Origin of the sequence: Cycloclasticus zancles 78-ME (genome assembly GCF_000442595.1) — a bacterium.
GTDB classification, from domain to species: domain Bacteria; phylum Pseudomonadota; class Gammaproteobacteria; order Methylococcales; family Cycloclasticaceae; genus Cycloclasticus; species Cycloclasticus pugetii.
On sequence record NC_021917.1, the window covers coordinates 2036831 to 2048821 of the forward strand.

At 42.3% G+C, this 11991-nt stretch carries 15 protein-coding genes; 5 read left to right on the top strand and 10 right to left on the bottom strand.

Annotated features, from left to right (window positions below; genetic code table 11):
* Positions 1-44 precede the first annotated feature (44 nt).
* Genes CYCME_RS09745 through CYCME_RS09760 form a run of 4 tightly spaced genes read right to left on the bottom strand, consistent with a single transcriptional unit; the run spans position 45 to position 4333 of the window.
* Positions 45-599 (bottom strand): DUF1415 domain-containing protein, encoded by a 555-nt coding sequence (locus CYCME_RS09745; RefSeq protein ID WP_041932958.1) that lies wholly within the window; start codon positions 597-599, stop codon positions 45-47.
* Complete coding sequence (locus CYCME_RS09750; protein ID WP_015005406.1) at positions 593-1132, bottom strand: DUF2058 domain-containing protein; 540 nt, start codon at positions 1130-1132, stop codon at positions 593-595. The genes CYCME_RS09745 and CYCME_RS09750 overlap by 7 nt, the downstream gene beginning before the upstream one ends.
* A 46-nt stretch (positions 1133-1178) precedes the next feature.
* Positions 1179-3659, bottom strand: a complete 2481-nt coding sequence (locus CYCME_RS09755; protein WP_020932903.1) for an ABC transporter permease — start codon at positions 3657-3659, stop codon at positions 1179-1181.
* Entirely contained in the window at positions 3656-4333 is a 678-nt protein-coding gene (locus tag CYCME_RS09760) for an ABC transporter ATP-binding protein (RefSeq protein ID WP_016389760.1), read from the bottom strand. Before CYCME_RS09760 ends, CYCME_RS09755 begins: the two co-directional genes overlap by 4 nt.
* Here CYCME_RS09760 and CYCME_RS09765 point away from each other — a divergent pair.
* From CYCME_RS09765 to CYCME_RS09775, 3 genes are all read left to right on the top strand, one after another.
* Positions 4332-4940 (top strand): arylesterase, encoded by a 609-nt coding sequence (locus CYCME_RS09765; RefSeq protein WP_026362573.1) that lies wholly within the window; start codon positions 4332-4334, stop codon positions 4938-4940. The genes CYCME_RS09760 and CYCME_RS09765 overlap by 2 nt on opposite strands.
* A gap of 109 nt (positions 4941-5049) precedes the next feature.
* Positions 5050-5451: a TA system antitoxin ParD family protein gene (locus tag CYCME_RS09770; RefSeq protein WP_016389762.1), complete on the top strand. Its 402-nt coding sequence runs from the start codon at positions 5050-5052 to the stop codon at positions 5449-5451.
* Positions 5452-5453: 2 nt separating this feature from the next.
* Positions 5454-6047 (top strand): AAA family ATPase, encoded by a 594-nt coding sequence (locus tag CYCME_RS09775; protein ID WP_081651247.1) that lies wholly within the window; start codon positions 5454-5456, stop codon positions 6045-6047.
* Positions 6048-6100: 53 nt separating this feature from the next.
* Here the strand turns inward: CYCME_RS09775 and CYCME_RS09780 are convergent, their stop codons facing one another.
* Complete coding sequence (locus CYCME_RS09780; protein ID WP_020932905.1) at positions 6101-8065, bottom strand: DUF2075 domain-containing protein; 1965 nt, start codon at positions 8063-8065, stop codon at positions 6101-6103.
* Between the two features lie 300 nt (positions 8066-8365).
* Between CYCME_RS09780 and CYCME_RS09785 the strand changes: the two genes are divergently transcribed.
* On the top strand, positions 8366-8839 hold the full coding sequence (locus tag CYCME_RS09785; RefSeq protein ID WP_020932906.1) for an NYN domain-containing protein: 474 nt from the start codon (positions 8366-8368) through the stop codon (positions 8837-8839).
* Between the two features lie 65 nt (positions 8840-8904).
* Here the strand turns inward: CYCME_RS09785 and CYCME_RS09790 are convergent, their stop codons facing one another.
* From CYCME_RS09790 to CYCME_RS09805, 4 genes are read right to left on the bottom strand one after another with little or no spacing between them, the layout of a single operon-like run.
* Entirely contained in the window at positions 8905-9288 is a 384-nt protein-coding gene (locus CYCME_RS09790; protein WP_020161885.1) for a thiol-disulfide oxidoreductase DCC family protein, read from the bottom strand.
* The gene (locus CYCME_RS09795; RefSeq protein WP_020932907.1) at positions 9285-9599 is read right to left on the bottom strand and encodes a chaperone modulator CbpM; all 315 of its coding nucleotides are present in this window, start codon (positions 9597-9599) and stop codon (positions 9285-9287) included. The genes CYCME_RS09790 and CYCME_RS09795 overlap by 4 nt, the downstream gene beginning before the upstream one ends.
* A gap of 5 nt (positions 9600-9604) precedes the next feature.
* Positions 9605-10552, bottom strand: coding sequence for a DnaJ C-terminal domain-containing protein (locus CYCME_RS09800; RefSeq protein WP_020932908.1), 948 nt, complete (start codon positions 10550-10552; stop codon positions 9605-9607).
* 20 nt (positions 10553-10572) lie between these two features.
* Positions 10573-10782 (bottom strand): dodecin, encoded by a 210-nt coding sequence (locus tag CYCME_RS09805; RefSeq protein WP_015005398.1) that lies wholly within the window; start codon positions 10780-10782, stop codon positions 10573-10575.
* Between the two features lie 159 nt (positions 10783-10941).
* On the opposite strand from CYCME_RS09805, the gene can reads away from it, so the two are divergent.
* Positions 10942-11544, top strand: a complete 603-nt coding sequence (can, locus tag CYCME_RS09810; RefSeq protein ID WP_015005397.1) for a carbonate dehydratase — start codon at positions 10942-10944, stop codon at positions 11542-11544.
* A gap of 29 nt (positions 11545-11573) precedes the next feature.
* Here can and CYCME_RS09815 read toward each other — a convergent pair whose 3' ends face one another.
* Positions 11574-11957, bottom strand: coding sequence for a DUF2721 domain-containing protein (locus CYCME_RS09815; protein WP_015005396.1), 384 nt, complete (start codon positions 11955-11957; stop codon positions 11574-11576).
* Positions 11958-11991 lie beyond the last annotated feature (34 nt).

Sequence of the window (11991 nt, forward strand, 5' to 3'; positions counted from 1 at the left end):
ATATCGTTACAAAAAAGCCCGCTTGAATACTAAAGCGGGCTTTTTTATGTTGATTGGCACGCCGTCAGCAACGCTTGCATGCCTTCCAAACCTTTTGCTCTGGCCAACTCAATATTTCTGCTTGGTATTTTATCGGGGCTTGATACACTCTCTAACGCTGCTTCTATGCTTGCTTCTCGTAAAATATGTAATATTGGATATGGCGAACGATTTGTATAATTAGATGCATCATCTTGCTGCTGGCCTTCAAAACAATAGTCTGGGTGAAACGTAGCTATTTGAAATACACCTTCATACCCCTCCTCAAGCAATAAATCATCGGCTATCGCAGCAAAATCAAGATAGTCATCGAATGATTCTAAGCCCTGTGGGTAAATCAATAAGCTCGTTTCGACATGATCGTTGTTTACAAGGTAACTGAGCTGATCACTAAGCGCCATTAAAGCTTGCTCAACACCGCGCTCATTAATCACCTTGTAGTCAACGCGCCCCGCATTAACAACAGGTTTTGCAAACGGGCAAAAATTCAACGCAATAATTACTGTCTCAACCCATTGGCGACAACTCTCTATGACCCTTTCGTCAGCTGCCCTTACCACATCAAATCATCCGGCACAGCGTAATCAGCATAGGCATCATCCGATGAAATAGGTGAAACATCTTCTAAATAAATCACACGCTCTTTATCGCGCTGTGCAATTTTTTCAGCAACCCCAATAGGCACGACTTCGTAGGTTTTACCTAGCTGAACAATCACCGCCGTGCCTGCAACAATACGTTGTCGCAAAGCTTCATCTATATAAATGGCTTTTACTTTATTATCGTGAGTAAAATTAAACGGGGCACCCTCTTCGTCTTTATCTAATTTATTAAGCGAGATAAGTTGGTTAATTTGTCCGGCAATTTGTTTCTGCTCAGCTTGTTGATTGCGTTTCTCATTAAGCAAACGATCCTTTTCTTGCTGTTTTAGCTTAGCTTCCTCAGCCAACACGGCCGCTTGATCAACCACCTGAATTTTATTTTTTTGTTTCTGTTTAATTTGTTTATGCTTTTGCGTTTTAGCTTTATGCGCTTTCGACTTACTGGTCAAGCCAGCCTTTAGCAATTGGTCTTGTAGGGAAATATTTTTCATAATATATATTTTAACCTCTATCGTTCATACAAATAATACACGTTGCTTACGTCCCTCGAAGCATATGCACAGGTGACTTATTAACCACATCTTTAACACCCCAGAAACCAGCCAAGACAACGCAGCCAGCACTAATAATGGGTACTACAAGACACAATACCCAATTAAAATAAAAATCCAAGTGAAGCACATAGCGATATAAACCAAACAACACCCAGTTGAAAATAAACACCGCAACTAACCCCGACATGACCCCAATTGCAGCAAACTCAATTAAATGGGCATTGCGTAATAGCCTGCGATGAGCACCCAATGTTCGCATCAAAGCACCTTCTGAAATTCGAGTATCCAATGTTGAATATATCGACGACAGCAGTACGGTAAAACCAGCTAACAAAGCAAAATATAATAAGTAATTAATCGCACTAGTGAGTTGCGATAAAATCAGTTTTATTTGTTTCAACATGGCATCCACTTCCAACAAGGTCATCGCTGGAAATTGCCTGACCAGATCATTTAAGAGCGTTTTATTATTTTCTGATAAATAAAAACTCGTGATGTATGTGGTTGGAAAGTTAGCCAAGGTTTCTTCAGAAAACACCATGTAAAAATTCGGTTTCATCGTGTCCCATTGCACGCTCCGCAGGTGCGTTATTTTGGCGTTAATTTGCTCACTACCAATACTAAAGGTCAGCTGATCGCCTAGCTTCACCTGCAAACTTTCAGCTAACTTACTTTCAATAGACACTTCGCCTTTTTTCGTCCCGCTCCACTGTCCAGCTAGAGTTTTATTATCTAGCGGCAGCTCCTTATTCCATGTCAGGCTTAAATCACGATGTGTTGCACGCTCTCCTTGGGAGTCTTTGCTAACAATTTTTTGCACCGGCGTTCCATTAATAGCCACTAAACGTCCACGTACAACTGGGTGAAAACTAGCAGCGGGAACACCCTGGCGACTCAATATATTATCGAAGTTAGCCACTTGGTCAGGAAAAATATTAATCGCAAAATAATTCGGTGCCTCATCAGGTATTTGCTGTTGCCAATCGGTTAACAAATCATTCCTCACCGTAAAACTCAGTAACATAGCCAAAATCGTGATGCTAAACGCTAAGACTTGGGTCACACTGGCCTTGGGGTCTCTTAACACGCCTTGCAAACCCAAGCGTCCAGCTAAGCCAACATGCGGTAATAACTTGCGACCTTGCAATAAAAGCACGTACACCAAGCCTGCTGAAAAAATTACCGCCAATAAGCCGCCACCCATTATTGAAAACAACAGCATTAAATCATCGGTGTATCGATAAATAAGCCCACTAATCAAAGTAAGCGCTAAACCATAAACCAACCAGGCGCTACTATTCAACGGTTCGAGCTCTCGGCGTAAAACCCGTAAGGGCGAAACCCGTTTGAGCCTTAGCAAAGGTGGCAAGGCAAAACCAATCAAAATGGCAAACCCCGTCATAAAACCAAACATCACAGCAATAAGGCTTGGATCTGACACCATAGCGGGTAATAAATTACGCAATAGATGAAACAGTGCTTCTTGTGTCAACCAGCCAAATAATAGTCCAGCCGAACAAGCCACGGCACCTATTAAAAAAAACTGATATAGGAATATCAACAAAATATCATTCTGCTTACACCCCAAGCAACGCAGCACCGCGGTAGAATTAAAATGTCGCTCACTATATCGGCGACTAGACATGGCAATAGCAACACCAGCAATTAAAATAACCAAAATACTCGAGAGCCCCAAATAACGCTCAGCTCGAGACAACGCATTTCCTAGTTCGGGCCGGTCATCTTGCACGTCCATTAATCTTTGTGAAGCCGATAACAAAGGCTTTACCCACGCATTAAAGCGTTTAATCGCATTAGCTTCTCCACTAAACTGAAAGAAATAATGGACACGACTACCCGGCTGTATAACATTGGTGGCCTGTAGGTCTAACTGATTCATCATAACCCTTGGTGATAAACTATAAATATCACCCCGCTTATCGGGCTCATAACTAAGCACATGACTGACCGTCAAAGACTGATCCCCAACGGTTAAAACATCACCCACTTGTAGTTTTAAGGTAGACAAAACACGGCTATCAACCCAAACATTACCAGCCTCTGGCCCTTGCTTATGAACGGTTTCTACCGCATCAAGCATTGCCCTTGTTTTTAAGTGCCCTCGTAACGGATAGGCGTTACTAACCGCCTTTACCCCCACCAACAGCAACTCATCATTTTCGATGACGACCGTCGAAAACTCAGTCGTTCTTGCTTGCTTTAATCCTAGCCGCTTTGCTTCATCTAGCCATGTATTGGAGATGATATCAGAGCTACTGACCACCAAATCAGCCGCCAAAAATTCTGCTGCTTGTGAATTCATCGTACGATGTAAGCGATCAGCAAATAAACTAATGGCCGTAGAGCTTGTCACAGCAATCACCAAAGCCAACGCTAATAATGTTAATTCACCACTACGAAAATCTCGGCTTAACAAACGAAGGGCTAAACTCAATCGGTTCATATAACTTGCCCCGCTTCAATATGCACACTACGCTGACATCGAGAAGCCAACGCCATATCATGAGTCACTAGCACCAGCGTTGTCTTTTGCTCTTGATTTAATTCAAACAACAGCTCAATAATCTGATCGCCCGTTTTACTGTCTAAATTGCCCGTAGGCTCATCAGCAAATAAAATTGCCGGCCTCGTCACAAAAGCACGTGCCAACGCCACTCGTTGCTGCTCTCCGCCTGATAGTTTCATTGGCGTATGCTCTAAACGATGACCTAACCCAACTCGTTTCAATAAAGCCGTTGCAGTTTTTTTTGCTTGTTTATCGCCACGTAATTCCAAAGGCAGCATGACGTTTTCTAAGGCACTCAAACGCGGCATCAATTGAAACGACTGAAAAACAAATCCCACCAACTTATTTCGTATACCCGCTCGACCATCCTCGTCTAACGCCGTTAATTCTTCGCCATTTAGTATGACAGTACCGCCAGTTGGGCTATCTAAACCTGCCAGCAACCCCAACAGCGTCGATTTACCTGAGCCAGATGCTCCTACAATCGCTATACTTTCTCCTTCATCAACAGTTAAGTTTACGGCTGATAAAATAGTCAAGTCACCATCGGCAACAGGTACAGTTTTATTTAGATTTTTTGTTTCAATAATAGGATTACTGGTTTTCAACATGATTAGAATATATTTACTGTTAGTTTTTGCATTGTTTTCGTCCGCACCTTTCGCTAAGACCATCGTGGTCCTGGGCGATAGTATAAGTGCAGGCTACGGAATGCCTATAGAAAAAGGCTGGGTTAACCTATTACAACAAACACTTAACGAACAAAACAAGCCCTACACACTTATAAATAAAAGTATTAGTGGTGACACCACCGCAGGCGGGCTTGCCCGAATTGACCAAGCCTTAGAACAACATACACCCGAAATAGTTCTATTAGAATTAGGTGCAAATGATGGCTTGCGTGGAATGCCTCCCACCTTAATCAAGAAAAATTTACGAGAACTCGTCAAACGGATCAAAGCCAACGGTGCGCAAACCCTCTTGCTTAGCATGCGTATTCCTTCAAATTATGGGCAACGCTACACCGAAATGTTCTACAACAACTACCCAGAGTTGGCCGAAGAAATGGACGTTCCTTTTGTACCGTTTATTTTAGAGGATGTCGCACTCGAACCCGACATGATGCAAGCAGACCAATTACACCCCAATGAAAAAGCCCAGCCAATTATTGCACAAAAGATTTGGGACCACTTGGAACCCATTTTACAAACCAATTAGGTCGCTCTACATTAGGCGATGAAGAACAAGGGCCACCATCACATTGCCTTTGTTTACTTTGTAGCATTATGCTACAATTTTAGCCAGTTTTCGAAATCACGAGGCTCACATGGCAAAAGCATCATCTCCCATTCGTCTGCAAGATGACTTAATGCAAGCCGCTAGCTTAACCGCCAAGCGTTTTCATCGCAGTGCCGCAGAACAAATTGAATATTGGGCCGAGCTAGGCCGTTCAGTATCATCCACACTTGACCCAGACGTTTTGTTATCCGTGGTTTCTGGGTTAACTAAAATTAAAACCGAACCAGTGTATAGCCCAAACATTAATCCCAACGATGTGTTTGATGCACTAGAACGCGAAAGAACAGACAACACCTTAAGCAAGCATGTGACTGAAAGCACCATCCGCTATCAAGCGTCAACAAACCACCCCGGTTATCTGGAGCAAATAGAGGCTAATGGCAACATCACCGTAGGCACATTTGAGAATGGGCAGTTCATCGCCAAATAAGCTTGAATACCCACAATAAAAAACAGCTTTGGCTACTGGCTGGGGGAAACGGCGCAGGTAAAAGTACCTTTTACAGAACCCGCCTAGAACCGCTAGGTATGGCCTTTATTAACGCCGATATTTTAGCCCAACAGCTCTACCCAAATGAAGCGGAACAGCGCAGTTACGAGGCAGCAAAAATAGCAGAAAACATACGTTTAGAACTACTTAAAGAAGGTCGCAGCTTTTGTTTTGAAACCGTTTTTTCACACCCCTCAAAAATAGACTTTATCGCCAAAGCAAAAGCATTAGGTTACGAAATAGTCTTAGTATATATTCACTTAGAAACAGCCGCTCTTAACCAAGCACGCGTATCACAACGGGTCAGCGAAGGTGCTCACCACGTACCCAGTGACAAGGTAATCAGCAGACTCCCAAGGGTAATGAAAAATATTAAACAAGTGCTCCCCTTGTGTGATTTCAGCTATCTCTTAGATAACTCTCGCTTAGATAACCCTTTTCAACAAGTTGCTGTAATACGTAATGGGCAAATAAACCTTATTAAAGAGCCTGTGCCGACATGGGCTGTGGAATTATTAGCTAACTATTTTAGATAATGGGGATTTAGGTTAAAAAATATCTTAGCGGATAGAGCCTGTCTATAAGAATATCAAAGAGATCTTATGCCTAGTCTTTTTAAATAATGATATGTCCCATCATAATATTCTCTTGGCCTAGTATGGTCGCCATCATCACCTTCTGGTACGAATATAACCATGCCTTGCCTTGCTCTAGTTAATAAAACACGATAAGCGTTCTTTTGATAAATCTGTCGTTCTGACTTATGGATTCGTTGCCACTTAGAGCCACGAAACGACCAATTCTTCCAATGAATTTTGTCATATCGAAAATCTGCATCCCAAGCCACGCATACCCAATCTAACTCAAGTCCTTGAACATCAAATTCAGTGGCGACATCTTCAAGGTAATACGATGAGCGCACATCTTTTTTATCATTCAAAAACCAATGCACAGGGTTCGCTTTTACACGGACATCAATAGCATGGGGTTTCAATCTTTCTGCTTGTGAAGATACAACCATTCCATAACGCTCAGAACCTCTAGCTTGTTTTTTTACCCATTTTTTAGCAACAGAAAGATCCCTTGTCAGTACGATAGGGTATTTATCATGGATTAGTGATAAATTTTCACGAGCAGCATCTTCATCAAGGTCTAGTAATTGTTTCACAAAAAGCGATACTTTTTCGCTTCGAAAAGAACGAACCGATGTACGTAAATGTAATTCAGGTTTGAAAGTAACCATCGAATTCTTTCTAGCTTGACTAACGATTTTTCCAGCCGCATACTCACTGTCAGTCAAATGATCGGAAAGATATATTTTCCAATGAGGAAAAGACGTTTCGATTGCCTCAAACCATTCACTAATACCGGCCTCACCCGTATTAATTTCTTGCCCACCACCAACTAAACACACGACTACTGCCCAGTCATTATGCCTATCCATACAAGAAATTAAGAACTCAGGCTCAGACTGGTTAAAATCCGGGCTGTTCTTTTTCTCGCGCATAAATTTAACAGTTTGCGCTTTCGTCCATGCTCTTTGAGCTTCATCAAATAATGCTACGTGCTCAACAGGTGGCTTCAACAAATCCAACAAACCTTCGTCACGAAAATGATGAACATTTTGAATGAATGCCTTCACTTCGCTCAATGCATCACCTTTACGCACTTTTTTGCCAACTGCCTGTTCCCTAGTTACTTTGTCACGCGCTAAGGCTTCTTGCAATATTTTAACTAACGGCCCGTTACCTGAAAGAAACACACTATAAAGCTCATCATCGGGGTCAACATGAGCTGTTGCAACATCTAACCCCACTAACGTTTTTCCAGCGCCAGGCACACCTGTCACAAATATTATCGATTTTTGAGAGTCTGCCTTTGAACGAGTAATAATATCTGCAACCGTCTTAGATGTTTCCGACAGGTTTAACGTACTTGCATCACTGCGTGAAATCGCACTAACAGAGTGACCGTTGTATAGAGCTAACGTTGCTTCAATAATTGTTGGTGTTGGTTTGTAGCTACTCGCTTCCCATTCATTACAGTCAATTAAGTGCTTAAAATATGTAGTTAAAGCTCTGTTTATAGTGCTACCTAAATTTTTGTTGTTACAGCAAATAGGAGAAAGTAGCTCGTCATCCTCTAGCATGATTTCAATTGCTGGCGCCTTAGTTGCCACTAGAATAGGCACTATTTTTATGTTGTGACTGCCTTCATGAAAATTGTGCAAATCTAGCGCATAATCCATGACTTGCTCTAAGTCCGCACTTTCATATGTGCTAGCTCCTACTTTGAACTCAATGACAAAAATAACAGACTCTGTGACAACAACAGCATCAATTCGTCTACCCATTCTTGGTATTGAAAACTCGAAGTATATTTTCCCTTTATGCTCAAGCAAGCACTCTCTTAATAAGATTGTTTGCTCAACCCATGCAGCTGTTTGGAAAGCAGTTAAATCAAAGGAATGAGCCCGAGTCATTTGCCCTAAAATTTCATTGGGCTCTTGATTACAGAAAGCTGAAATAGTCGATGAGTAATATGCACGCTTCATTTAATTGCACCAAAAACAGCTTTCATATCCGTAAACTCAAACAATATCATCTCCTTAAATTTTAGCTTCAATGAAATACTTATTGATCATACCCAACACGGTAGAGATGACAACAAAAATGCCCTCTCCTTATACTTCACTTTGGGGCCTTTTACCCAAAAAAAGATCCTCTTATTGCAACTGCGTTTAAAACACGTTACTCAGTCTTTTCTTCAACCCATGACACGATTTAACCACTGTGTATGCTAGCCTAACGCACTACTTTTCACACCCAACTATCAGCCCTGCTTCAACTGCCTTATGAATAAAACCGCTCTTTTTGTTGATGTACAAAACATCTACTACACCACCCGACAGGCATATGGTCGCCAGTTTAATTACCGTAAATTATGGCAAATTATTAGTCAGCAGTGCACGATTACCCAGGCTACTGCGTATGCCACCCAGCGTGATGACGATGGCCAGCATAAGTTTCAATCGGCACTTAAACACATGGGCTTTAGCGTTAAGCTGAAGCCATTTATTCAACGTATTGATGGCAGCGCTAAAGGCGACTGGGACGTAGGCATTACAATTGACGTGCTAGACGCAGCCAAAGAGGTGGATCGTGTAATTTTACTGTCGGGTGATGGAGATTTTGATCTATTGCTGGAGAAAATAAACCTGCAGTATGGCGTAAGAACGGAAGTTTATGGTGTACCGGCGTTAACGGCAAAGTCTCTGATTGATGCGGCTAGCGTTTTTCACCCGATTGATGAGGATTTGTTGCTGTAGCGAGTTCACCATTAACCTAGCACCAATACAAAGCGGCTCAACTTGTTTGCAAATGGTTACCCAACTTATAAGCGGCCTTCGCAAGCCAAACGCTTATCAACCATGCGTCGGTAAAAATAACTGAGTACGGGTTTGATACCCGGCAAGCAGATAAGCACACCCAGTGGCATTAATAGTGGCACTTGCTTCATCATAATGCTGTAGGCATCCATTTCTGAATGGATAACCCCATGAGCATCTTCTATGTGTAATTCACGCAAGGCTTTGAACGGGTCTATCCCACGTTGCCTCAAGGCTTGGTCTTGACTGGTGATATCAAACCAACTAAATAAAGCCGACCGCTGACCGGCTAGCCGCTCAAATAACGCACGATCTTTAACGCAGCTGGGACAGGATTGATCATAAAAAACGGTGATTTGAGCGCGATCAACAACCGATGCTTTAGTCATTTTGCCGCTTGCTCTAACTGCAATAGGCGTGATTTTAGGCTGTCAATTTCATCGAGTAAATCCAACGCCAAGGCAATACCGGATAGATTGATATCTAGGTCACGCTGCAAGCGCATGGCGGCGTGTGCTTTTTGCAGACAACGAGCACTAAACTGCCACTGCGTTTGCCGCTGCCCCTGAGGTTCCAATATACCCTCCTGCACCAATTCAATTACCCATTCATTACTGCTTGAACACGCTTGGCATAAGTCATCTAAAGACAGTACCGTTGCTTCATCTAGCAGGAGCCCTTTAAGTATTTTATCGTTCATCGTCATTACACTCCCAATTTACTACGTGGGTTATAACCTAAAGTTTGTTCCATTTGCTGGTACAACGCTTTTGCCTCTTCAGTATCCGCTGCTGGCAAGGTAATTTGTGGCACTACGTATAAATCACCCGGTGGTATGCTAGGTATACCCCGCCCTTTTAATCGCATTTTTCCGCCACCTTTTGTGCCCGCTGGTATTTTCATATCGACCGGCCCATCGGGCGTTGGTACTTTAATGCTCGCGCCTAAGGCTGCCTCCCATGGAGTAATAGGTAAATCCAGGTACACATCATGCCCATCGACACGGTAAAAAGGGTGTGCTTTAAAATCAATTTCTAGGTATAAATCACCTTTGCCGCCTTGGCCTATACCGGCCGACCCTTGACCCGCCAAACGAATCCGCTGGCCTTTTTTAACCCCTTTAGGGATTTTTACCTTTAAGGTTCGCTGTTTAGTGACTACTTGCCCGTTAGCGTCCAATTCAGCGGCGTTTAGGGTAATACTATGTATTGCACCATAGTAGGCATCCATGAGTTCTATGCTTACTTTGGCATGATGATCTTGCCCTCGTGCGTTAAAACCGGCTTGCTGACGACCTGCTTGCCCTTGGTTAAACTGCTGGCCAAATAAAGACTCGAAAAAGTCACTATAGTCCGCACCATCGCCATCGCTGTAACCACCACTAAATTCATAACCCTCGTCCCAATTTGGTGGTGGGTTAAAGTCTTGACCAGCTTTCCAATTAGCACCCAACTGATCGTAGGCCGCACGCTTTTCTGGGTCTTTTAGTACATCGTAGGCTTCACCAAGCTCTTTAAAACGGGCTTCTGCATCCTCGGCTTTGTTTACATCAGGGTGGTATTTACGTGCTAACTTCTTATACGCGCGTTTTATCTCATCTTGTTTCGCATCGCGCTCAACACCCATAATGGTGTAATAATCTTTATAATCCATCTGCTACCCCGCTTTACTCCTTAGTCTTCTAACCGGAAGCCTATTTTAACGGTTACTTGCCAATGTTTAATTTGCCCTTGGGCTAGGTGACCGCGCGTTTCTATCACTTCAAACCAATCCATATTACGGGTTGTTTTAGCCGCAGCTTCAATGGCATTTTTTATTGCATCGTCCGAGCTGACTTCTGAACTACCCGTTAGCTCAATATATTTATAGGTATGATGACTCATCTTATCCTCCTATCATTTGTTGATACTTTTAGCATATACCTTTAAGTCGGAACCGACAATTATTTAGCAATCGATTCATTTGGCCTAAAGATCGGTGAGATAGTGACCCAAATTCATGTAAAATTTAATCACCATTAAAAATCATCGTGGCAAATGAATATGAAAAAGCTGGAACATCTTTTTAAACAAAATAAAGAGTGGGCTCAGTCCATTACAGACGAAGACCCAAACTTTTTTAAAAATTTATCTAAACTGCAATCACCCGAGTACCTTTGGATTGGCTGCTCTGATAGCCGAGTACCGTCCAATCAGCTACTGAATCTTGCCCCAGGTGAGGTCTTTGTTCATCGTAACATTGCTAATATGGTTATCCACAGTGATCTAAACTGCTTGTCGGTTATGCAGTTTGCCATTGAAGTACTTAAAGTTAAGCATATTATCGTTTGCGGCCATTATGGTTGCGGCGGTATCAAAGCCTCACTGGAGGACGTTGACCATGGGCTTATTGATAATTGGCTTGGGCACATTAAAGATGTACATCGCCTTCACGCAACTGAGTTAAATGCAATTACTGATCAGGAAGAAATGGAACACCGTTTATGTGAATTAAACGTGATTGAGCAAGTAGCTAATGTTTGTGACACCACTATCGTCAAGAATGCTTGGAAAAGTGGTGCTGACTTATCGGTACACGGCTGGGTTTACAATATTAAGAACGGTATTCTAAAAGATATTACTAATACGCCTATCACTCACGGGTAACAGTCGTATTACTGACTACCATTTATTGGCTAACAATCGATATCTTCAAGTTCTATATTAAGTGCATGGCCTGAAATAATCAGCTCGTATAGTGAAACAACCAGCGACAGCATCATGAGTACTAAACTGATAGTAAAAGCCCATTGACCGAAATCACCAGCCGCTAAAAATAATAGGAACATCGCAGCTACGCAAAAACTAATGCTTAGTACCCCCAAAATTTGCATCCAGATGATTAACTTTATACGCAACTGCAAACTGATAATCTGACGTGCAATAAGCTGCTTATTCGTCTCATTAATTTGCTGATGTAAACCGCGGATAACGTTTGCCAAGCCCAAAAAGCGATTCGTATAGGCAAGTAGTAACAATGAAATAGCGGGAAATAATAAGGCGGGGGTCGATAGTTCCATACTTGATTAAAATTCTTTATGTAAGTTGATAGAG